Source organism: Vibrio sp. 1402 (assembly GCF_033340275.1).
The window spans coordinates 285,646-307,957 of the sequence record NZ_JAWOWE010000002.1; the positions used below are offsets into that span (position 1 = coordinate 285,646).

Annotated in this window: 18 protein-coding genes; 6 read left to right on the forward strand and 12 right to left on the reverse strand. The window is 43.9% G+C overall.

Translation table 11 applies throughout. From position 1 onward, the window contains the following. Nucleotides 1-29: 29 nt before the first annotated feature. The 5 genes from R7044_RS04750 to R7044_RS04770 form a co-directional block, all read right to left on the reverse strand. Nucleotides 30-884 (reverse strand): MurR/RpiR family transcriptional regulator, encoded by an 855-nt coding sequence (locus R7044_RS04750; RefSeq protein WP_005378021.1) that lies wholly within the window; start codon nt 882-884, stop codon nt 30-32. A 311-nt stretch (nt 885-1,195) separates the two neighbouring features. Continuing rightward, entirely contained in the window at nt 1,196-2,842 is a 1,647-nt protein-coding gene (gene panP / locus R7044_RS04755; protein ID WP_047100728.1) for a pyridoxal-dependent aspartate 1-decarboxylase PanP, read from the reverse strand. Between the two features lie 211 nt (nt 2,843-3,053). Continuing rightward, nucleotides 3,054-3,566, reverse strand: a complete 513-nt coding sequence (locus R7044_RS04760; protein ID WP_017634875.1) for a hypothetical protein — start codon at nt 3,564-3,566, stop codon at nt 3,054-3,056. 208 nt (nt 3,567-3,774) lie between these two features. After that, entirely contained in the window at nt 3,775-4,680 is a 906-nt protein-coding gene (locus R7044_RS04765; protein ID WP_005378011.1) for a lysine exporter LysO family protein, read from the reverse strand. A gap of 146 nt (nt 4,681-4,826) precedes the next feature. Beyond that, nucleotides 4,827-5,747 (reverse strand): HDOD domain-containing protein, encoded by a 921-nt coding sequence (locus R7044_RS04770; protein ID WP_005378009.1) that lies wholly within the window; start codon nt 5,745-5,747, stop codon nt 4,827-4,829. Between the two features lie 369 nt (nt 5,748-6,116). Between R7044_RS04770 and R7044_RS04775 the strand changes: the two genes are divergently transcribed. Next, nucleotides 6,117-6,704, forward strand: coding sequence for a TfoX/Sxy family DNA transformation protein (locus tag R7044_RS04775; RefSeq protein ID WP_005378007.1), 588 nt, complete (start codon nt 6,117-6,119; stop codon nt 6,702-6,704). Nucleotides 6,705-6,897: 193 nt separating this feature from the next. Here R7044_RS04775 and R7044_RS04780 read toward each other — a convergent pair whose 3' ends face one another. The 3 genes from R7044_RS04780 to R7044_RS04790 form a co-directional block, all read right to left on the reverse strand. Then, a complete protein-coding gene (locus R7044_RS04780; RefSeq protein ID WP_005378006.1) occupies nt 6,898-7,446 on the reverse strand; it encodes a hypothetical protein in 549 nt (182 codons plus the stop codon). Between the two features lie 291 nt (nt 7,447-7,737). Further along, entirely contained in the window at nt 7,738-8,235 is a 498-nt protein-coding gene (locus R7044_RS04785; RefSeq protein ID WP_005378005.1) for a response regulator, read from the reverse strand. Continuing rightward, nucleotides 8,232-10,172 (reverse strand): ATP-binding protein, encoded by a 1,941-nt coding sequence (locus R7044_RS04790; protein ID WP_053349539.1) that lies wholly within the window; start codon nt 10,170-10,172, stop codon nt 8,232-8,234. Before R7044_RS04790 ends, R7044_RS04785 begins: the two co-directional genes overlap by 4 nt. Nucleotides 10,173-10,358: 186 nt before the next feature. On the opposite strand from R7044_RS04790, the gene R7044_RS04795 reads away from it, so the two are divergent. The 3 genes from R7044_RS04795 (at nt 10,359) to R7044_RS04805 (ending at nt 14,274) form a co-directional block, all read left to right on the forward strand. Beyond that, nucleotides 10,359-11,627 (forward strand): DUF945 family protein, encoded by a 1,269-nt coding sequence (locus R7044_RS04795; protein ID WP_064368075.1) that lies wholly within the window; start codon nt 10,359-10,361, stop codon nt 11,625-11,627. Between the two features lie 137 nt (nt 11,628-11,764). Beyond that, entirely contained in the window at nt 11,765-12,859 is a 1,095-nt protein-coding gene (gene serC, locus R7044_RS04800; RefSeq protein WP_064353824.1) for a 3-phosphoserine/phosphohydroxythreonine transaminase, read from the forward strand. Between the two features lie 83 nt (nt 12,860-12,942). Next, a complete protein-coding gene (locus R7044_RS04805; protein WP_225455381.1) occupies nt 12,943-14,274 on the forward strand; it encodes a D-serine ammonia-lyase in 1,332 nt (443 codons plus the stop codon). Nucleotides 14,275-14,371: 97 nt separating this feature from the next. Here the strand turns inward: R7044_RS04805 and cydC are convergent, their stop codons facing one another. The 3 genes from cydC to trxB form a co-directional block, all read right to left on the reverse strand. Next, nucleotides 14,372-16,093: a heme ABC transporter ATP-binding protein/permease CydC gene (gene cydC / locus R7044_RS04810; RefSeq protein ID WP_158156195.1), complete on the reverse strand. Its 1,722-nt coding sequence runs from the start codon at nt 16,091-16,093 to the stop codon at nt 14,372-14,374. After that, nucleotides 16,086-17,873 carry a heme ABC transporter permease/ATP-binding protein CydD gene (gene cydD / locus R7044_RS04815; protein ID WP_225455382.1) on the reverse strand — a complete coding sequence of 596 codons (1,788 nt, stop codon included), beginning with the start codon at nt 17,871-17,873 and terminating at the stop codon, nt 16,086-16,088. Before cydD ends, cydC begins: the two co-directional genes overlap by 8 nt. A gap of 103 nt (nt 17,874-17,976) precedes the next feature. Then, nucleotides 17,977-18,936: a thioredoxin-disulfide reductase gene (gene trxB / locus R7044_RS04820; RefSeq protein ID WP_005377991.1), complete on the reverse strand. Its 960-nt coding sequence runs from the start codon at nt 18,934-18,936 to the stop codon at nt 17,977-17,979. 359 nt (nt 18,937-19,295) lie between these two features. Here trxB and R7044_RS04825 point away from each other — a divergent pair, with 359 nt between their 5' ends. Both R7044_RS04825 and R7044_RS04830 read left to right on the forward strand, forming a co-directional pair. Continuing rightward, nucleotides 19,296-19,952, forward strand: coding sequence for a 2OG-Fe dioxygenase family protein (locus tag R7044_RS04825; RefSeq protein WP_005377989.1), 657 nt, complete (start codon nt 19,296-19,298; stop codon nt 19,950-19,952). Then, the gene (locus R7044_RS04830) at nt 19,936-21,171 is read left to right on the forward strand and encodes a cysteine desulfurase-like protein (RefSeq protein WP_005377986.1); all 1,236 of its coding nucleotides are present in this window, start codon (nt 19,936-19,938) and stop codon (nt 21,169-21,171) included. Before R7044_RS04825 ends, R7044_RS04830 begins: the two co-directional genes overlap by 17 nt. A gap of 90 nt (nt 21,172-21,261) precedes the next feature. On the opposite strand, the gene R7044_RS04835 is transcribed toward R7044_RS04830, so the two are convergent. Then, complete coding sequence (locus R7044_RS04835; protein ID WP_005377984.1) at nt 21,262-22,086, reverse strand: DUF2797 domain-containing protein; 825 nt, start codon at nt 22,084-22,086, stop codon at nt 21,262-21,264. Nucleotides 22,087-22,312: the final 226 nt, after the last annotated feature.

Consider the following 22,312-nt stretch of genomic DNA (forward strand, 5'->3'; position numbering starts at 1 on the left):
TAGATAAAGTATTGACTAAGCTTTAGTGCTTAGTACTGGCTTAATTTGTCATAGCGACTGTCTTTCAACGCATCTTTTACGCGTTTTAGGTTCTCACGGAAACCTGTACCACGGCGAAGAGTGAAGCCAGTTGCTAGCACATCAATCACTGTCATTTGTACAACTCGGCTTGCCATTGGCATGTAAACGTCGGTATCTTCTGGAATATCGAGCGTGATGGCCAGCGAGCTTGCCTTTTCTAGAGGAGAATCCTTCGCTGTAATCGCAATAACCGTTGCGCCATTTTCACGAGCAAGGTTCGCTATTTCTACCTGACTCTTTGTTCGACCGGTATGAGAAATAAGAACCACAACATCATTATCACTGCAGTTGATACAACTCATGCGCTGCATAACAATATCTTCAAAACAAGTAATTGGAATATTAAAGCGAATAAACTTGTTTTGTGCGTCTCGGGCAACAGAAGATGATGCACCAAGGCCAAAGAATGAAATGCGCTTCGCTTGCGTTAGCAAATCGACCGCACGGTTCACTTGCATTGGATCTAGGCTATTTTTCGCGACATCTAAACACGCCATCGTCGATTCGAAAATCTTATGGGTGTACGCGTCTGGGCCATCGTCTTCTTCCACATTACGGTTAACGTAAGGGGTGCCGTTGGCTAGGCTCTGTGCCAAGTGAAGCTTAAAATCTGGAAAGCCCTTGGTGTCCAGACGACGACAGAAGCGGTTTACAGTGGGCTCACTAACGTCGGCCATTTTAGCCAGCGTTGCAATGCTTGAATGAATTGCAGTTTGTGGAGACGCCATAATTACTTCCGCAACTTTGCGCTCTGACTTACTGAAATTCTCCAGGTTTTTTTGAATTTTTTCTAATGTATTCATAGTGTTCACGAGGGTATAGAGAACAACTCGCTGGCTCTGCTAACGAAAGGAAACACGAAGATTCCGGAGTAGAGTGGGGCGTTAACGAAAACAACCAGCGCCATAGAATCAGTATAAACCTGATCTTCAATCAGTCTAAACCAATAACGGGTACTATTTAGTGAGAATTTGACAGGCCTCAAACAAAATGTTGTAAAAACTACAGAATTGGATGTGTAAACGAAGTTTTGTTGCGCTAGTCGCACGATAATGATGTTTGAGTTACATCAAAACGAAAAAAAATTTCAAATTGATGTAACTCGATCTGGCCGTTAAGACGATTGAATATCAACAACCAGCTGTTGAATTCTTTTCATCAAATTTGGTGCTTGCTTGGCGATTTCGCGTTGTTCATCAAGCACTGAGCTCAAAATTTCTTTTGTGGTCAGTGGATTTGCCAAAACCACTCGAAACACTATCGTATTCATGCGTTGCCATTGGTCTGGGTTCAGTCTTGTACGTGAAACGAACGATTTGCCCGTTTCGCGCTGACGCTTTTGAATAAACTGTGTTAACTCATTGATCAGCTCATTCAGTTGTTCTTTTTGTGAGCCTTCTGCTTGTGCTAATGCTTCACGGATGAATGGCGGCAAATAACGGTATGTGAGCAGACAAAGCTCTGGTTCAGAAACTAACTCGAAATCATCTTGCTGTTTGATTAAATCCGCAAAGTATCGAGCTTTTTCAATGCTTTGGTCAATCAGAAGCTCGTAACCTGGGCGACTTATGATGTGCATTGCGGCGTAGACCAACATCGCCATGCCCGAACGTGAGCCTTCTAGTGTATGGCTGCCTAGGTCTTTTGAACCTTTGCGCAATATATATTGAGCGTGATGCTCTATGGATTTCATTGCGTCAGGGTCTTTGAACAGAACCATACCAGCGCCCATCGGGATGTAGAGCTGCTTGTGCGCATCAATAGTTACTGAGTCTGCCATTTCCACACCTTTAAGAAGATGACGGTGATGGTTAGACATAAGTGTTGCGCCACCCCATGCGGCATCCACATGGAAGTGACAGCCGTGGGCTTGGCAGACTTCAGCGATTTCAGGCAATGGATCAACATTACCTGTCTCTGTTGTGCCAGCCACACCAATAACAGCAATAGGTTTGATGTTTTGTTTTTCGAGCTCAACAATTTTCGCTTTAAGGTCGTCGACAATAATACGGTTGTTGGCATCGGTTTTAACCGCAACCAAGCCCTCTTGGCCTAGCCCTAATACATCGGCTGCTTTCTTAAGGGAGTAGTGACCACGCTCAGACACTAGCACCGCTAAGCCATCATAGCCATAGTGCTTCATGGCTTTAAAAAGGCCTTCCTTCTCAACGCCTTTAAATGAGCCATTGGCTCTTAACGCTTTGTTACGTGCTACCCAAAGCGCAGTGATATTGGCAATGGTGCCGCCGGAACAAAATGCGCCTAATGAGTGGTTTGCACTGTGCATCCACTGATTGTAAAAAGTATCATTCTGACCATATATCAAGCGATGCAGCATACCCAAAACTTGACGCTCAAGTGGCGTAAAGGCTTTGGAAGTCTCTATTTTTACCAGGTTTTGGTTTAAGGCGATCATGATCTTTGACAGTGGCATCAAGAAATAAGGCAGTGCCGATGTCATATGACCAATGAAGCTTGGTGAAGATGTGTGAACTGAGTGCGACACCAAAGTGTCGAGTAAGTGCTCTGTATGATCTGACACGAACTCTGGCTGCTCAGGAATCTGAGCAGAAGAAAAGTCTTTTTCGATTTCGCGTAAAGGCTTTTCTTCTGCCACGATGTGTTCACGAAGAAATTGATTTAGATTTCGCGAGAGGCTCTCGTCAATTTTAGTTAACGTTGAGTCCGGACCTTCTGGGACAGTGAAGATCTTTAGCAAGCTCTCAAAGCTAACATCAGCGGTTTTTTGTTCCTTAACCATAGCAAAGAATCTTTGTAGTTATTTTGGTAATGCGAGCGGCACAATCTAAACTAAAACGGGCGCAAAGTCCCGTTTTAATTGTTGAAACCCAAGTTGTAGAAATGAAAATTTTAGGTGAAGGTTACGATATTCACATTAAAAAATTCTAGATTGAGTACGTTAAAACATTCTAGTGTTTTTGAATGCTAATCAACGACTAATGCGAGCAACCTTAGTCACATTTCTGCTTTTCAATCTTTTCTATTGACTGATTGTACTTATTAAGTGCGGTATCAATTTGTTGGGGATGACTAAGCAGATCAGCGAATGCTGAACGAAGCTCGTAGTTTTTTGGGTGGTTAGTTGATTGACGGTCGCTAAATGTCTGTTTTGCAACTTCACCTAACTTATCGCTTCGGGTCGCTAACTGCTTAACGTCATGTTGCTCTAGTTTTAACCATGCTTCGATTGGCTGTTCCGTCGCAACGCGGCTAGGGTCGTTCTCTAGAAAGTAGTGAACCGCTTCGCGGTTTAATTCAAAGTGATGTTTACGTCCATCCAAGAACCATTGGCTAACTTCTTTCAGATCTGGATATTGGGTAACCGTCAAATCAACTAGATCTTGATACCACTGTAGTGAGGCATCGACGTAGCCATCGTATTTGCTAGCAAGACATTGTTGATCTGCGGCAAGCGTAAAAGTTGAGCTTGTAGCGAGGAGCGCTGCAACGACAAAGCGTTTCATTCTTCTTCCTTCTGGTTGTTATCCCTTTATTAACGCAATGCACATCAGTTGATGTTTCTCCCTTCTTTCTATTTGGTCGTGACAAATCGTTGGGCTGAATGACGAAAAGAAAGAGGGGTCTTGCCAAAAAATATTGACCACTTTGACGTTAACTGGGTATTTAAATTTTTGCCGTATTGTAATGGATGTTAAAGCGAAAACCTGAGATCTAGCTAGCAAGTGATACAAAGAAAAGCATCATAACTGGTACCAATAAACTCAAAATAAAGCCGCTAACGATAGCAACAGGAACACAACGCACACCACCGGTGGTTTGAATAACGGGTAGGGTGAAGTCCATTGCTGTTGCACCGGCATAACCAATTGCGGTGCACGGATAGCTACGAATAAAGAGAGGAATGGCAACCAGTGCGACTAGCTCTCTCATCAATTCAATCAAGAACGACGCGCCACCAAATACCGGACCAAAAGCGTCACCCATTAAAATACCTGCGAGGGAATACCAGCCAAAACCTGAAGCCATTGCGAGTGCTTGATAAAGAGGAAGATCCAAAAGCACCGCTGCAAGAACGCCACCAAGCATACATGTTGCGATGACAACAGCCGCAATGGCCATTCCTTGTTTATTTAATAGGATTTGACGCAGAGTAAGTCCACTATTGCGCAGCTGAATACCAATAAAAAATAGAAGTAGAAAGAGTATCCATTCGCTTGCTGTATCTACCCAACTCAAATCAATGGGTAACAGCAGGCCAACCACTAACCCTCCGCCAACGACCACGATAAGCTTAACAGACTCTAAAGCCATCGAAGATAACGGTAGCTTCTTTTGATTCTGATTGGTCTGGAGTGGAATAATTTTATCAATAATAGGCAGAGCCAACAGGTTGCAGGCACTTAGACACAAAAAAAACGTACTCGCATAGAGGAGAATACTTTGTAAGTTGCTGCTTAAATTATCGAGCGCCGCCAAGCTAAGACCCATCAACGACAAAATGACGTAAATAAGGTAGGACGTTGACTGATTGATCTTCTCCAATAACGAAGATCGAGATATAGGAATTAGATACCCCACCACAAGCGGAGCGAAAATAAATAGCATCCCTGAAAACATAAAGCTCAATGATTCCTTTTTGAGATAACATCAACACGCATAAATCAAATTATCTATCGGTTGAAATTAAAGACATTTCACCACACACAGCTCAGCCTTGAGCGAATCGTTTTATCACGGATAAGGTATTATCAGAAAGCGATAAATTACAAACCGCTAGCATTGAGTACAGCACGGATTTGATCATTGAAGTCAGTATCACTCATGTTACTAAGTTCATACAAGACTTCTGCACCAGTTAAGTTGAATTCAACTTCATGTTCGTCAATGCGTTCATCGTGATTGCGGAACATCAATAAATGATGCGCAATTCTAGCGATGTCGAGATAACTCACTTCTGGTCGCGTTAACTCGTATTTTTCATTTGAGGATACTTCTCTAAAGTCGTTGTCAAACCCCCAACGCTCAAGTACCAGTTTACTTGTGGCAGAACAACGTGTTTGGAAGATTTGCAATGCAATATCTGGGTCTAAGTAATTGCCCCTATCTAAGTACAAGTGGTACTCATTAATTAGGCAAAATAACCCAATATCGGCTAATAGACCGACCAATAACGCCTTTTCTTGCTCTAGATGGCCATAAGTGCCTGGCTCGTGGCTACGAAACGATTGAACCAACATCACCATGACGGCACCGAGCTCACGAGATATCGCGGCACTCTTCACCAAGATGGCATTGCATTCTTTAGTGAGATTAACTGAGTGTTTAAGTTGCTCAATCGCTTGTGCGGTAACAATATCACGTACACGAAGTATTCCGAGACGAGATACCGCTGTAGTTAAGTCGTTGCAGGTGATATTTCTGCGATTGAAAATCACAGAGTTAGCGACTCGTAAAACGACCGCTGCTAATCCGGGATCTTCCAATAAACAGTTAGCAACATCGGCAATCGTGGTGTGTTCTTCGACACATAACTGCTGAATTTTAAGCACGACATCAGGAATAGGAGGTAACGAAATCTTACCCGTGGCGATGGACTGTTCTACCAGCTGAGCAAACTCGGATTCCAGTGCGTTGATAAGCTTATCTTTATTATTTGGCAGCCAAAAAAATGATAAATGTTCCATTGTGACGCTGTACTTGAGATCTTTCGTACAGTGTACCCTTACAGCGTATTCTTTATCAATTAAATGCGTATTATGTGCCCGTAATTGCCAGCGAGATCATAATGATGGCGTGTTTTAGGCATGCTATGCGTCAAAAAAATATCACCACACAAACAATAAGTGTGAAACTAATCACGTATGCAGAATTTATACTTTTTTATATGTGACCTATGTCCTAACTTATTTTTCAACGTTAAGTATGATTAAGCAAGTTGGTGAGCACAACTCACAAAAATATCGCCAACAAATCGACATTTATAATTCGCTATAAGCTGCTGTTTATCTGGTGACATCGCTAATCGGGGTAATTTATTCAGATTAAAGAGGTCAATGGACATGACAGACCAAGCTTTTTTTAAATATGTACGCACCTTCAGTGAGTACCAAAAACGTTCTATGTTCGGTGGTATTGGTTTATTCACCGATGATGCTATGTTTGCGCTTGTCAGCAATGATTGCTGCTACTTACGTGGTGGTAATGGGCTAGATGAAGTGTTTACTCAACTGAGCTGTGAGAAGTATAAGCACGTCAAAAAACAGACGACGGCAACCGTAAATTATTATGATGTAACCGATTTATTCGAATCCGGATATGTAGGGCTTGATGAACTGGTACAGAAATCAATTGAATACTCAATTAAGGAACGGAAATATCAAAAGTCCTCTGCCAGTAGACGCTTAAGAGACTTACCCAACATGCAACTAACCCTTGAACGTATGGTCAAGAAAGCCGGTGTTGATGACGTAGAAACCTTTTTAGAACTTGGACCTGTAAAAGTCTTCAACAAAGTTAAAACGGCTTACGGTAATGATGTTGATGTAAAGCTACTGTGGAAATTTGCTGGTGCAACTGATGGCGTACATTGGAAACTGATCCAAGAGCCGCGTAAAAAACAGTTATTGGCACTGTGTGACTAAGCGAAGCTGATCGCACAATGATTGACTCGTTTCGATGGAGTTAGCGGGTCGTAAAAGCAAGTGTGAAAAGCGGAAAAAGGACGTTGAAGTTTTTTACCACTTCATTGAGTTAGTCATTAAATTAGACAAAAAAACCGAGGCAGAGACCTCGGTTTTTGTTTTTTTAATTTGCTCTTTTCTTACAGCACAAATCTTAAAACTTAAAACGCGTAGTGAACATTACCTGATCACCGTAAAAATCGTTGATACGAGCTTCAGCACCCAAAGAGAAAAGCTCTGTTGAGTGGAATCGAGCGTAGGCAGAGCCAGTCCAATCGTCATCGTTATCGATAGAAACGTAGCCGACTTTGCCGCCTACTTCTAATTGAGGGCCCAACCATTGGCGAACACCTAAGTTAAGCTCCATACCAACATCTGTGCTGCTCTCATTCGAAGGTTGCACAACGCGCATTAGCATTTCACCAGTAAGATCTGCCCAGTTGTTTAGCGGAGAATGGAAGCCAAAGCCTGCAGCTGAGTCAAAATCACTTTCAAACTCAGAGTCAATACGAGCAATAACATGCGCGTTCGGGTGAATTGATTTGCTGAATCCAGCACCAAATGTCACAGGACTTGCGCCAATACGTGCTTCGAAATAGTCGTAGCTAAAGTTGCTCATAGTTGCTGGCGCATTGCGATCGTTTGCAGCTAGGGCATGGCTTGATGCCACTAGTAAGGCAGCGGCTAATAGTGTTTTACGCATAACTAACGATAAACCTTGTTCATTATTTCCATGGATTCAAGCAACCACTTGAACCGTAATCTGATTTGTCCGACATCATAATAAAAAGGAAGGTCCACGACCAACAAAAATGTGTCGATGTTTTGTCAATTAACTTAATAGTTCCTTGGTTTAAGCAAAAACTACGCCATATACGTAGTGTCCGAGAATTTCACTCGGACAAGTAACGATGTTTTTCTAACCTCATTCGACTATGCGAGGTTAGGTGGTGCAATGAGCATCGTTGAGTTCAAGTTAGAACCAAACACTTTATTACTCGCCAAAGCTTGCTCTTCTTTCTGCCATGGCGTTGAGGATTGCCTCAGAATCAAGGATTTGAGTCCAGGATAGCAGGTTATCATCATTCTCAATCACAAACGCGGTAAGCTGAGACACGATTGCTTTTCTCAATGCTTCACCTTTCCAAGGTTTGGCAATGTAATAATCGAGACTCGCGTTATTTACGGCTTCTACGGTGTCTTCCAAACCAGCTTGTCCTGTGAGTAAAACTTTGCGCGCTGCTTTTGTGTCACCATTTTGACTGAGTTCGATTAAGAAGCTGATCCCAGTTTGTTCCGGCATAATGTGGTCACATAAAATGAGCGCAAGCTGAACTTCTTCTTCCGCCATCTCCTCAATCACTTGCCGAGCTTCAGTCACCGATTCCGCTCCTTCGACGACAAAGTTCTCCTCGAAGGGAGCAAGATCTTGGAGCACGCTATCCAAGACTTCTCGTTCGTCATCGACACATAAAATTAGATACTTGGTCATGTTTCATCTCCTTCTTCGATGACTGGTAACCAGACGGTCATTCGTGTGAACTGGCCGATCTCTGATTCGACGTCAATCCACCCTCTGTGTGCTGTTACGATTTGCTGGCAGATGGACAGTCCGATGCCTAAGCCAAAATTACCTTCTTTTTTTGTGGTGAAGTTCAGCTCGAAAATGGCGTCTCTTTGCGATTCAGGAATGCCACATCCATTATCTTCAAATGAGATAACGGCATAATGTGTGTGCTCTTTTTCTATAAGGCGTGTTTGTATGTTTAACACACCTTTCTCTGGAAATGCGTCAATGGCGTTAGAGACCAAGTTCGTCCACACCTGTTGGAGTGCGATCGGTTGACAAAGGATGGAAGGCAAGTTTGCATAGTCGGTTGAAACTTGGTGCATTTTTAATTTGTTCTCGAAAATCACCAAGGTGTCTTCAATGCCCTCATGAATATCGGCATAGTGCAGGGTCTCATCATCTGACCGAGCATATCCTTTCAGGCTTTTTACCATATCAGCAATTCGTGCTGCACAGACATTAATTGAGCGAAGTGTAGAACCTGCTTTGTGGTATTGCTCTAGTGTATTGAGAGCATGATAAGACGCTTTCTGCTTTCTCGTTAGTTGGGTAAGTAGCTCTTGATCGGACTCTAATCCAAGGCTCACCACTTTTTTTGCCAATGCTCGGTCTGGAAGAGTATGGCTAAGCGCTTTTACGCGTGATCTGAGCTCGGCGGTTGAAGCGGGTTTTGAGGTTTGCGCTTTGCTCAGTAATTCAATGCCTTTGCTTTGTATATCGGAACTGGGCGCATCGTTAAGTAATCGTTCTAGCGTATGCGTTAAATTCTCTACGCCCCTCAATATCGCGGCTACTGGATTGTTTAGTTCGTGTGCCACTCCCGCAACCAATTGGCCAAGCATCGCCATTTTTTCTCTTTCAATGAGCTGCTGGTGGGCTGATTCTAAAGATTCGAGCGTTTTTTGAAGTTGCAGTTTGGTGTTGATGCTTCTTTGCAATCGGCGGTTGAAGTGGCGTAAAAGCAAGTTTGTAAAAAGAGGCAGTAAGTTTGAGTCGCTTTGCATCACTTTATTGAATACGTTGCGATCGAGTTTGATAACTTCTGTTTTGGTTAGTGTTAGAGCTGTCGAGAAAGAACATTCCCCAGTAACAAACGACATGCCTCCGACAATATTCCCTTTGTTATGGCGTACAACCTCTCGCTGCATGCCTTGCTCATCGCGCTTGTACAGAGCCACTTCACCTTCGGTGATAAACCACAAAAAGCAATTTGGCTCGCCTTCCACGGTTAATAAGTGTTCAGGTGAGTATGTACGGCACGCTCTTGTTTCGTCATTATCTTTGAAAAATTGCTGGAGAGCGGAGATCACTTGCTCGGCTAACTCGGCATCAGACATCGAGTGGTAGTCGTGTAAGAATCCGGCTTGATAATGGCTCATCTGGTTATTGATGTGCGCTCGCAACAAGCTGTGATGATCCAATATCTGACTGTAACTTAGCAGGTCTTCTTTGCCATTTCGCAAGATAAATTGGGTCAGCTCTTTTTGCACTGTGTTAAATAAGACGTGATCTGGCAAAGGTTTAGTGAGGCAGTGGTCGAGCCTGCCCTCATTAACGGCAGTGAGAATTGCCTCTATATCAGACGAGCAGCTAATAAGAATTTTTCTTGCTTGCTCGGTATGTGGCATCCGGTCTAAACCAATAAGAAAATCCACGCCGTTAAAATGAGCGTGATGGCTCGCTATAACTAAAGCAACAGTCTGTTCTCTTTCTTCTAGATACTCTAAAGCGCTTTGAGCCTCTTCTATCGATTCGACAGAAAAAATATCAAACTTACTTGAGAAGGCAGACAGCTCCAATCGAAACTGTTCAGCACTGATTGGGTTGTTGTCGAGACACAACACAGCATAACGATTCACAGATGTTTTAGCTCCGGTTAAAACTTCGCCACGCAAACTTTAACAATAAAAGGACATGATGAGTGGGAGCCAAGTATGATTCCTGATTAATGGACTAGAATAAGCATCAATAGTCTGATTTGTCTCAATGTTTTCTCCGCAGGTGGTTTGGGGTAGACTGACCGAAAATATCTAATAAGTGACGTTATGCAAAATCTTAAAAAAATCGGCGCCATTGGTGGTGCTATCTCATTAGCACTGTGTTGGCCATTGGCTGTCGGACAAATTGGTCAGTCCATCATTGAAGATGGTATTACCAATATGAATGATGAAATGATTAAAGGCGAAGTGGTCGAGTATCAGCGTGGCTATTTGTCTTCAGTCGTGCTGACTCGTTATTCAGTTGTTGATCCTGAGCTTAAAACGCAGTTAGAGCGTGATGGTATGCCAACGACGTTTGACGTAACCAGTGATGTTAGCCACGGTCTAACAAGCCTAACAGCAGATTCAAAATTGGTGGACAATGACTTTTTGCCTCTCACGATGCATAGCCAGACTCAACTAAATGGCAATACAGCATTTATCCTCGACCTAGACAGTTGGCATTATCGTAACGAAGCGCAAGGTGTTTCTGTTTCTACAAGCCCTGCAAAAGTAACAGGTGATGTGACGGTATTGGGTGATCTCAATTACCAAGTTTCCGTTCCTTCTGTTCAAGTGGATTTTGAAAACGGTGAAGAGCTTCATCTGAATGCATTGACAGGGCAAGGTAAAGGAAAGCAAGCAAAAGGCTATTGGCTGGGTGAGCAATCTTTTTCTCTAGAGAAGCTGGATGTGGTTGATGCGAACTTGACGCCTGTCTTTTTGATTGAAAATGCGAGCTACCGTGGTAACACTACGATGAGTGAGTCTGGTGATAAGCTGAACAGTCAATTAAACCTAGATGCTAAGAAACTACGTTTAACTGATGGGACGGATGTCGATAACTTTAAGTTGGATTTCTCAATTGCAGATGTGGATAGCCAGTCTTTTGATCAAATTATGTCTATCTATCAAGGCTCTCCTATGCTAGATGAGCAGGAAATTGCGAATTTATTGCCGCATGTCGATACGCTGTTTAGCAAAGGTTTTGATTTATCCGTGAACGAGCTTTCACTCGCGTTCGGTGACGGCAAGTTCCACAACGAGTGGCAACTATCCATCCCTGAAGGTACTGAGCATATTACTCAAGATCCAATGAAGTTGGTGACGGCCACTACTGGTGAACTTAGCACTTACTTCTCTGATGAATTAGTAACGCATTACCCATTTATTCAAGAAGGGATTGATGAGCTCCTTATTATGGAGTTGATCGAAAAAGTAGAGGGCGGTTATCAATTAAAAGCAGAAATTGGTGAAGGCAAATTGAAGTTCGAAAATGGGCATGAGTTCCCATTGGTGGCTCTACTTATGCCTGCTTTGATGCAACAACAGTAATTCGTGTTGTTGCGAATTTGTTCCAATTCAACGCTTAGTCTTTAAAAAGAGGTCGTAAGACCTCTTTTCTTGTTTTTATCACTGCGAAAACGTGATATTAATTTCTTAATATTTACATAGCAGGAGCAATGAGCATCATGGAACAAAATACGGACAACGTATTTAACTTCAGTGCAGGGCCAGCAGGTCTGCCTAAAGCAGTTATGCAGCAAGCACAAAAGGAACTAATCGATTGGCAAGGTCTTGGCACTTCGGTCATGGAAATCAGCCACCGAAGCAAAGAGTTCATCAAAGTTGCAGAAGAAGCCGAGCAGGATTTACGTGATCTTCTGAATATTCCGGACAACTATAAAGTGCTGTTCTGCCAAGGTGGTGCTCGTGCTCAGTTTGCTGCTGTTCCTCTAAACTTACTTGGTGATGCCGATACGGCAACTTACATCGATGGTGGTTATTGGGCTGGAAGCGCGGTAGCTGAAGCGAAAAAATACTGCGAACCAGACGTGTTTGATGCAAAAACAGAAATCAACGGGAAAGTCGCGGTTCTACCTGCAAGTGAATGGAAAATTGCTCCAGAAGCGGCTTACGTTCACTTCTGTCCAAATGAGACCATTGATGGTATTGAGATTAACGATCTTCCTATCACCGACAAACCGATTGTTGCTGACATGTCTTCGACAATTCTTTCTCGTGAAATCGATGTGTCTAAATACGGTGTGATTTACGCGGGCGCTCAGAAAAATATTGGTCCTTCCGGCATTGCTATTGCTATCGTGCGCGATGATTTATTAGGTATGGCGAAGCAGGTACTACCAAGTATCTTGGATTACACTGTTTTGGCAGAAAAAGAATCAATGTTCAACACGCCACCAACCTTTGCATGGTACCTGTCTGGTCTTGTTTTCAAATGGCTGAAGGCACAGGGTGGAGTAAAAGCGATTGAGCAAGTGAACCGCGCTAAAGCCGCGCTACTGTATGATTACATCGATCAGTCTGATTTCTACCGTAATGGCGTGCACTCAGCAAACCGTTCTTTGATGAACGTGCCATTTCAACTTGCTAAGCCTGAACTAGATGCAACCTTCCTTGAGCTAGCAGACTCTAAAGGGCTGAAAGCGCTAAAAGGTCATCGAGCAGTTGGTGGTATGCGAGCATCCATTTATAACGCAATGCCGCTAGAAGGTGTTCAAGCGTTAGTAGACTTCATGCAAGAGTTTGAGAAAAACTACGCATAAGCTCAAACTGATAGTTGTTCTCCAAAGCGTCGCTATTGCGGCGCTTTTGTTTATCTCAACTCACATCATTCCAGGAAGGTAAAATGACCAAGGCAAATATTGAAGCGCTGACTAAGCAGTTCCCACTCTTGGCAGCACTTATTGATCTTGAAGAGGTTTGTTGGTTCAACCCCCATATCAGTTCCTTGGAGGAAGGCTTACCTCATGTCGGGTTAGATGAAAAAGATATTCAAGCGGCGAGTGAACGGCTAACACGATTTGCGCCTTATTTGATGAAGGCGTTTCCCGAAACGGAAACGTCGCGTGGCATTATTGAGTCCCCAGTGGTGGATATTCCCAATATGAAAGTGCGTTTGGAGCAGCAATACGACACACCAATATTGGGCCATTTAATGCTCAAAAAAGACAGTCATTTGCCAATTTCTGGTTCGATCAAAGCGAGAGGTGGTATTTATGAAGTGCTCACTCATGCAGAAAAGTTGGCGTTTGAAGCCGGCTTGCTCTGTGAAAACGATGATTACAGAAAATTGTTCAGCAATGAGTTTCGGCAGTTTTTTAAGCAGTACAGTATTGCGGTTGGCTCAACCGGCAATCTTGGTATGTCCATCGGCATCATGAGTGCGAAGCTGGGTTTTTCAGTTTCAGTCCACATGTCTGCGGATGCGCGGGAATGGAAGAAAAATAAGCTCCGGTCGCATGGTGTTAATGTCGTAGAGCACCAAGAAGATTATGGTATTGCTGTCGAGCAAGGTCGTAAAGAGGCAGAAAAAGATCCCAACTGTTTCTTTATCGATGATGAAAACTCACGGACGCTGTTTCTAGGTTACTCTGTTGCGGGTGAGCGTCTTAAGCAGCAATTTGATGACTTGGGAATCGTGGTTGATGAGCATCATCCATTGTTTGTTTATCTTCCTTGTGGTGTTGGCGGTGGACCTGGTGGGGTGGCATTTGGCTTGAAGGTAGCATTTGGCGAGCATGTCCACTGTATTTTCGCAGAGCCAACGCACTCACCGTGCATGCTGTTGGGCGTACATACAGGCTTGCATGACGATATTTCGGTGCAAGATTTGGGTATCGATAACATTACCGCCGCTGATGGTTTGGCAGTAGGTCGTGCCTCGGGATTTGTCGGAAGAGCGATGGAAAGGCTACTTGATGGTTTTTACACCATTGATGACGCTCGTATGTATCACCACTTGGGTGAGTTAAGTGAACTGGAAGGTATTAATCTAGAGCCTTCTGCATTAGCCGGTATGATTGGGGCAGTGCACGTCTCGAATAACCATGCTTATCAGTCTCGAATGAAATTTGACGAAGAAAAACTCAAAAAAGCAACACATCTTGTTTGGGCAACAGGTGGGGGCATGGTTCCGGAAGATGAAATGGCGGCTTATCTCAAAAAATCTGGTCGGTAAATCAGCACTGTATACGTGCTTAATTAGGTAACTAATAATACAGGAATAACAAAAGGGCTCATCGTTTGATGAGCCCTTCTCGTCACTGAAAATCGAATTATAGAGATTGTAATAGCTGGTAGTAACGACCTTTTTGAGCGAGTAGCGTTGGATGGTCGCCTTGTTCGATGATCTCACCTTGTTCCATCAAACAGATGCTATCCATACTTTCTAACTCTATCAGTCGGTGTGTAATGAATACTACTGTCTTATTAGCAAAGTGTTCATTGAAAAGCGCCATCACTTTTTGTTCCGTACGCTTATCGAGGCCTTCAGTCGGCTCATCTAAGAGTAGGATTGGGGCATCACGTAGCAATGCTCGAGCAATACCGATTCGGCGTTTCTCACCACCAGATAACTGACGACCGCCGTCGCCTAACCAAGCGTCTAAACCCGGCTCTTCAAGAAGTCCGCCAAGCTCGACTTTTTGTAAAATAGTAGACAGTTGCTCATCACTTGCGTCCGGAGCGGCCATGAGTAAGTTGTCACGTAGTGTCCCGTTTAGTACATCTACGCGTTGACTGACCACAGTCATTGCTGCTCGCAGGTCCGACTCGCTCCAATCTTGCAGTTTTGTACCACCGATTCGAACTTCACCTTGGTTTACATCCCAGTAGCGACAAAGAAGCTGAATCAGTGTTGATTTACCTGAACCTGTTTGACCTACAATCGCTGTTTTAGTGCCCAACGGTAGTGAGAGTGACAAGTCTTTCAGCACCTTTTGCTGACCGTCAGGGTAAGTGAAGTCAATGTTGTCGAATTCAATGTCTAACGTTGTGCCTTTATGTTTCGATTGCTCAGGGAAGACAACGTCAGGTTCAGCCAAAATTACTTCATTTAAACGACGAGCAGAAGTCAACGTTTGACCCAGGTACTGGAATGCGCCCGCGATAGGCATCAGAATCTCAAAGCTCGCCATGGTTGCAAACGCAAACAGCGCAATCCAAGGATCAGGAGCACGACCACCTACGCCATCTGCAGCAAACCAAAGCATCACAACCAGTGTAATGCCGTTCACCAGCATAAGCAGTCCTGAAGCCATGCCCGTTAAATTCGCGTTCACAAATTGGTTAGACAGCAACTGCTTCTGCTTCTCTAGAATGAGATTACGATAACGTTCTTCTGCTCCAAAGATACTCAGTTCACTGTAGCCTTGAAGCCAGTCCAGTGTCGCCACTCGCAATTGCGCTTTATGATGAGTGAGATTCTCGCCATTGTTTTTACCCAGTTTATAGAACAGTACTGGCCATACAAACAACATGACGGTAAGAATCGAGCCAAGCAGTAGGGCGAGATGCCAATCAAAGAACGCCAGGACAGCCGTTAAACTCAATATGCCAAAAACACCAATCACGACAGGGCTGATAAGTCGAAGGTAAACGTGATCCATCGCATCTACGTCCGCTACTAGGCGGTTGAGCAGATCGGCATCACGCATCGTAGAAACACGACCCGGAATCAGTGGTGCAAGTTTCTTAAAGAAGAAGATACGTAGATCGGTAAGCAGCTTGAACGTTGCATTGTGGCTAACGACACGTTCTCCCCATCGACCTGCGGTTCGAGCCATTGCAGCGCCGCGTACCCCGGCACCTGGTAACATGTAGTTGAAGGTCTCACGAGCAACCGTCAAGCCTGCCACCGCTGCGGCTGAAATAAACCAACCTGATAGCGTTAATAAGCCAATAGACGCCGCTAAGGTCAGAAATGCCAGTAGCATACCTAGCGAAAGACCAAACCAGTGTTTTTTATAGAGTTTTAGATAAGGGAGTAAATCACGCATCTAAGTTCCCCTTGTCTGTTTCACGTTGTGCGAGGTTCGCTTCCAACATGTCTTTAAATAAGCCATCTTCTGTCGACAGTGTGGCGTAATCACCACGTTGAACAATCTGGCCGTCCTGCATAACAAGAATTTGCGATACGTTTTGTAAAGGCGCAAGTTGGTGAGTAATCATCAAATTCGTTGTGGCATGCGCATACTTGTTAATGCCTTCCATCACGAGTTTTTCACTGCGAGCATCTAAGCTTGCGGTTGGTTCATCTAATAACCAAAAACGACCATTTTGTAGCATGGCGCGAGCCAGTGCTAAACGCTGCGCTTGGCCGACAGATAAACCACCAGAACGATCAGATATCGGATAATCCAACCCATGCATTTCAACAAATTCAGCAGCGTGAGAGTCATTCAACACAGAATGTACGTCTGCATCCTGAATATTTTGCTTACCTAGTGTGATGTTATCTCGAATGCTACCGTGTAATAGCATCGGGTTTTGACCAATCCAGCTTACTGCCTCTCGCCATGTGGCTAGATCCACTTGCGACAATTCGCAGCCATTAATTTTTAAGCTACCTTGATAAGGCATGAAACCGAGGATTGTGTTTACCAAACTTGTTTTACCTGCGCCACTTGGTCCAACCAACGCTGTACTTTTGTTGGCTTCAAGAGAGAAGGATAGGGGACCTGCGAGCTGCTTACCTTCCAGACTAAAAATGGTTAACTGGTCCGCTTCAATATGGATAGGGCTGTTTTTATCTAACGCTTGGGTACCATCTTTGATTTGATCGACTTCCAAATCCAGAAACTCGACAATGCTTTCTGCTGCGCCAACCGCTTGCTGTTTCGCATGATAGAACGTGCCCAAATCACGTAATGGCTGATAAAACTCTGGAGCAAGAATCAGAATGAACAAACCAGCAAAGAGCGTAACACCTGCGCCGTAGTAGCCGAAATCGAGCTCCCCGATATAACTAAAGCCAAAGTAGACAGCGGTAATTGCGATAGAAATAGAAGTGAAAAACTCTAACACCGCAGAAGACAGAAACGCGATTTTCAGAACGTCCATGGTACGAGTACGAAAGACTTCCGAAGCACCCTTAAGAGTTTCAGTTTCAGATTTTGTTCTATCGAATAAGCGAATGGTCGTCATTGCTTGCAAGCGGTCATAAAAGTGACCCGACAAACGCTGCATTGCTTTAAAGTTTTTACGGTTTGCTTCTGCGGCTTTCATCCCAACCAGTGCCATGAAAATAGGCACTAGTGGTGCAGTGACTAGGAAGATCAAGCCTGCTGCCCAGTTTACTGGGAATACGACAACCAAAATGATGAAAGGCACTAGTACCGATAATGACATTTGAGGCAAGTAGCGTGAGAAGAAATCTTGCATATCTTCTACCTGCTCTAAGATGAGCGTTGCCCAACTGCCAGCAGGTTTGCCTTTGATGTAAGCTGGCCCAAGTTTATGAACTTTATCTAAAATGAGTTGGCGAATATAAACTCGAATTTGCTCCCCGCAACGGTAACCGGCAAGCTCTCGACCCCAGGTACAAGCAGCTCGACCGATAACCGTGCCACCGAGCCCAACAAAATGCCAAATGAGGTCGGCTTTGTCGACTTGGTCAATGATTAACTGGTGCAGAATGGAGGCGAGCAGGGCTGCTTGAGCCAATAAAAACACGCTTGAAAGTACGCCTAGGCCTATCGCAATCATAAGCCAGCGCTTGGCTAACTTACTTTGTTGCTTCAGCCACTTATTCAAGCTGCTTTGCTTTTTCTTATCCATCGTGAAGGCTTAATGATAATTGTTTTAATGAGGCGGTAGTATACAAAAGAAAACCCAGCGGGAATACCGCTGGGCTTTAAGGATATGACACAAATGTGAAAAGTTATTTGTCACCAAGTGAGTCTAAGAAACGTTCAGCATCTAATGCAGCCATACAACCTGTACCTGCAGAGGTGATCGCTTGACGGTAGTTGTGGTCCATTACGTCGCCAGCTGCAAATACACCTTCGATACTAGTTTGTGTTGCGTTGCCTTCAAGACCTGATTGAACGATGATGTAGCCATCTTTCATGTCTACTTGGCCTTCAAAGATTTGTGTGTTTGGCTGGTGGCCAATTGCGATGAATGCACCCATTACATCGATATCTTCTGTCGCACCGCTGTTCACGTCTTTAATGCGGACGCCCGTTACGCCCATATCGTCACCCAGTACTTCATCGAGAGTGCGATCGGTATGAAGAACGATATTACCGCTTTCAACTTTATCCATCAGACGTTTCACAAGGATCTTCTCTGCGCGGAATGAATCGCGGCGGTGGATCAGGTGAACTTCTGACGCAATGTTAGATAGGTATAGCGCTTCCTCAACAGCAGTGTTACCACCGCCCACAACTGCAACTTTCTGATTACGGTAGAAGAAACCGTCACAGGTTGCACAAGCAGAAACGCCGCGACCTTTAAATGCTTCTTCAGACTCAAGGCCAAGGTATTTTGCTGATGCACCTGTAGAAATAATCAATGCGTCACATGTGTACTCGCCAGAATCGCCTTTTAAACGAAATGGGCGTTGTGATAGTTCTACTTCGTTGATGTGATCAAACACGATCTCAGTTTCGAAACGCTCGGCGTGCTCTTTCATGCGATCCATCAATGCAGGACCTGTCAGTCCCTCAGCATCGCCTGGCCAGTTTTCAACTTCAGTTGTGGTGGTTAGCTGACCACCTTGTTGCATTCCCGTCACAAGCACAGGGTTTAAGTTTGCACGCGCTGCGTAGACGGCAGCTGTGTATCCTGCAGGACCAGAACCAAGAATTAATAATTTACAGTGTTTTACGTCGCTCATTATGGCTCCAAAAAGGGCGTAACATTTCCCTCGATTGTATGGAAATTCTTAGTGCTTTAAAAGCATAAACAACGATTGTGATCGAATAATTGGTTATAGATTAGAACCCACTAAATATTGATTGAGAACGTTGACTTCTAGCATAAAATTCTATTCGTAGTAGAGAAGTCTAGTTTCAAATATTGTCAAAGCGTAAAACTGAAACATGGCTCTGTTTTTGTGGTTTGGTTTGGTTTGTTATGTTGTTTTCGTCGTTTTGTTGAAGCTATCAACGTTAAAAGCTGGTAATTGCAGAATATTTGCGTAACCTAGTGTGTAAATTAAATGTTAATTAATGTGCCTCATTAAAGGAGCAAATGATGTTACATTCACGTGAGAATACTCTACATTTAACACAGCTCAGCATGGCAGCAATTGAGCAGCTTTCCCCATCGTTTGAAGAACTGCCTCGTACCGAACATGCAGATGGTCAGTATCGACTACGACGTTATTCTGTGGTTGGTTTTGATAACGGCAAAGTCATCGACTTAAATAAAAATAGCTTTGTTCAATCCTCTGATATCAACCGATTTCAAGGTGATGTTGTAAGACAATTCGAGCCAATTGAGAAGGATATTCTTACCAGCGATGGATTTCGAGAAATGTGTGAATTGTTTGTCAATGCGAATCATCTGCCAAACGGTCAAGAAATAGAAATTCACCAAATCCGTATCAGGGCACTGGAAGAAGAAACCCAAGTAGCACCTGAAGGTGTGCACCAAGACGGTTTTGATCACATTGCAATGGTTGGTGTGGGACGCCATAACATCATCGGTGGCGACATCATGCTGTACAGCAGCCATAACCAAGCCCCATTTTTCCGTAAAGTGCTAGAAACCGGAGAGGTCGCAATCTTGGCTGATAGCAAGCTGTGGCATAACGCGTGCCCAATCCGCTCTGTTATTGATGACGAAGCGGGCCATATGGATGTATTTGTACTCACTGCTACGGATAAGCGTAATGAACTTCAATCTTAATCAGATCAGAGAGCAATTTCCGGCGTTGGCTCAATACCACAACGACAAGCCCGTGACGTTTTTTGATGGTCCAGGTGGCTCACAAGTGCCTCAACCAGTACTAGACAGCATGGTTGGGTATTTAGGTCGTTTCAACGCTAACTTAGGCGGGCATTATTTTTCTAGCCAAGTGACCGTTGACGTAATGCAAAATGCGCGTGAGTCGGCTCAGGCGCTACTTAATGCCCCTTCATCTGGCAATATTGTCTTCGGTGCCAATATGACCTCACTAACCTTTCAGCTTAGTCGCGCGATTAGTCGAGATTGGCAAGCAGGAGATGAGATCATTGTTTCCGCTTTGGATCACTATTCAAATGTATCCAGCTGGCAGCAAGCGGCAGAAGATAAAGGCGTTACGGTTCATCAAGTTCGTATCAACGAAGAAGATTGTACGCTGGATATGGAGCATTTAAGCCGCCTTCTTTCTGATAAAACGCGCCTTGTCGCTGTGACTTATGCATCGAACACGACGGGTTCTATTGTGGATGTACAGCAAGTAGTCAGCATGGCGCACAATGTTGGGGCACAAGTTTATGTGGATGCCGTCCATTATGCGCCTCATCATTTGGTTGATGTTCAAGCGTTAGGTTGTGACTTTTTAGCTTGCTCAGCTTACAAGTTTTTCGGACCGCACGTTGGTATTGCTTACATAGCCGATCAGTGGCTCCACAGTATTCGCCCTTACAAAGTCGAGCCTGCCACTAATATAGGCCCTGGTCGATTTGAAACAGGAACGCAAAGTTTTGAAGGTCTTGCTGGTGTCGTTTCTGCGGTTGAGTATCTGGCTCAATTTGGTGAAGTCGGTTTACCTCTTCGCCAACGGTTGGAGCAAAGCTACCAACTGTATGAACAACATGAGCAGCGCTTGAGTGAGCGTTTCTTACAGCGTTTGAATGCATTAGATGGTGTCAATCTATTCGGTATCGCAAAGGAAGATAGCCAACTCCGCACGCCAACTTTTGCGCTAACGTTTGACCGATATTCTCCAGAGTTCATCGCGAAAACACTGGGTGAACATAACATTTGTGTATGGAATGGTCACTTTTATGCGTTGGGCTTAGTTCGTCAACTTGGTTTAGAAGAATCGGGTGGTGTAGTGCGAATTGGTTGTATGCATTACAATACAATAGAAGAAGTCGATATGTTATTCGATGTGCTAGAAAGCATCCTTGACGCATAACTAACGATTTCTTCCTAATAGAAAAACAAAAGCTCGAGTCAAACTCGAGCTTTTTTCGTTTTTATTTGAATCAACGCGTTTTACAAGCGATTACTCACTAACTTCAACTTCATAGGAAGTGAATTTTCTTACATTAATAACGCCAGTATCAAAGATGAGGTATTGACCTTTAATGCCTTGCAAAGTGCCAGTAACAACCGGGTTTTTATCGAAGTTATGCGAAGTGATCTTCGTTGGGTGCTGTTGTACCGGGTAGCTAAGGTCGGTAATGCTTTCGTTTAATACTTCAATGGCATCTTCGCCGAATTGCTGTTTTATCTCGGCAATTTTCTCTTCGACTAAAGGCAATAGCTCAGCAAAACGGTCCTGCAATGCCATAGGTTCACCGTCACCTTTAAGCAGTGTGCGCCAATTGGTCTTGTCTGCGATATGTTTCGCCAGTTCAACTTCAATTAAACCGGAGATATGGCGAGTTTTTACTTTAAAAATTGGCAAGCCCTGAGTCGCGCCTTGGTCAATCCAACGAGTCGGGATTTGAGTATGACGAGTAATACCAACTTTTAAGCTGGATGTGTTGGACAGGTAGACAAAGTGATCCACCATGCAATTCTCTTCACCCCATTGTGGTTCGCGACAAGTCCCTTGATCGTAGTGGCAGGTCTCTGGCTTCATGATACACATGTCGCAGCTTGCTAGCTTTTTCATGCATACAAAACAGTGGCCTTGCGAATAACTCTTTTTCGTTTTCTTTCCACATGAGCAACAAAAAATATTGCCAGTGTGAGTCAGTGTGAGCGTTTTACCCAGAAACGGAGTTAAGTCGATTTCTTCCTCACCGACAGGAAGACGGTAGTTGACGGCACCGTCCAGAGAAGCACGCATTTTGTTTAGCGTGCCAGTTGCAATTAATGACATGACATTACTCATTATTGTGTTTTTGCACAGTATATACTGAAGTGGAGAAGAGATGCAGGGTTGACAGGAGCTTTAAAGTAAATGTCTTGCACTAAATTATTATGCATCGTGTTTTATTTTCTAAAAATTATGGCTGTGAAATGCTTCGCAAATAGAAGTTGAGTTGCACTTTTTAGAAATTTTAAAACGTGATAACGGTTCAAAATCCGTTACTATGTGTCGAAAC

Coding starts and splice junctions, on each gene's coding strand:
- R7044_RS04750 (WP_005378021.1), bottom strand. CDS start 884: ATGAATACATTAGAAAAAATTCAAAAAAACCTGGAGAATTTCAGTAAG.
- panP (WP_047100728.1), bottom strand. CDS start 2,842: ATGGTTAAGGAACAAAAAACCGCTGATGTTAGCTTTGAGAGCTTGCTA.
- R7044_RS04760 (WP_017634875.1), bottom strand. CDS start 3,566: ATGAAACGCTTTGTCGTTGCAGCGCTCCTCGCTACAAGCTCAACTTTT.
- R7044_RS04765 (WP_005378011.1), bottom strand. CDS start 4,680: ATGTTTTCAGGGATGCTATTTATTTTCGCTCCGCTTGTGGTGGGGTAT.
- R7044_RS04770 (WP_005378009.1), bottom strand. CDS start 5,747: ATGGAACATTTATCATTTTTTTGGCTGCCAAATAATAAAGATAAGCTT.
- R7044_RS04775 (WP_005378007.1), top strand. CDS start 6,117: ATGGACATGACAGACCAAGCTTTTTTTAAATATGTACGCACCTTCAGT.
- R7044_RS04780 (WP_005378006.1), bottom strand. CDS start 7,446: ATGCGTAAAACACTATTAGCCGCTGCCTTACTAGTGGCATCAAGCCAT.
- R7044_RS04785 (WP_005378005.1), bottom strand. CDS start 8,235: ATGACCAAGTATCTAATTTTATGTGTCGATGACGAACGAGAAGTCTTG.
- R7044_RS04795 (WP_064368075.1), top strand. CDS start 10,359: ATGCAAAATCTTAAAAAAATCGGCGCCATTGGTGGTGCTATCTCATTA.
- serC (WP_064353824.1), top strand. CDS start 11,765: ATGGAACAAAATACGGACAACGTATTTAACTTCAGTGCAGGGCCAGCA.
- R7044_RS04805 (WP_225455381.1), top strand. CDS start 12,943: ATGACCAAGGCAAATATTGAAGCGCTGACTAAGCAGTTCCCACTCTTG.
- cydC (WP_158156195.1), bottom strand. CDS start 16,093: ATGCGTGATTTACTCCCTTATCTAAAACTCTATAAAAAACACTGGTTT.
- cydD (WP_225455382.1), bottom strand. CDS start 17,873: ATGGATAAGAAAAAGCAAAGCAGCTTGAATAAGTGGCTGAAGCAACAA.
- trxB (WP_005377991.1), bottom strand. CDS start 18,936: ATGAGCGACGTAAAACACTGTAAATTATTAATTCTTGGTTCTGGTCCT.
- R7044_RS04825 (WP_005377989.1), top strand. CDS start 19,296: ATGTTACATTCACGTGAGAATACTCTACATTTAACACAGCTCAGCATG.
- R7044_RS04830 (WP_005377986.1), top strand. CDS start 19,936: ATGAACTTCAATCTTAATCAGATCAGAGAGCAATTTCCGGCGTTGGCT.
- R7044_RS04835 (WP_005377984.1), bottom strand. CDS start 22,086: ATGTCATTAATTGCAACTGGCACGCTAAACAAAATGCGTGCTTCTCTG.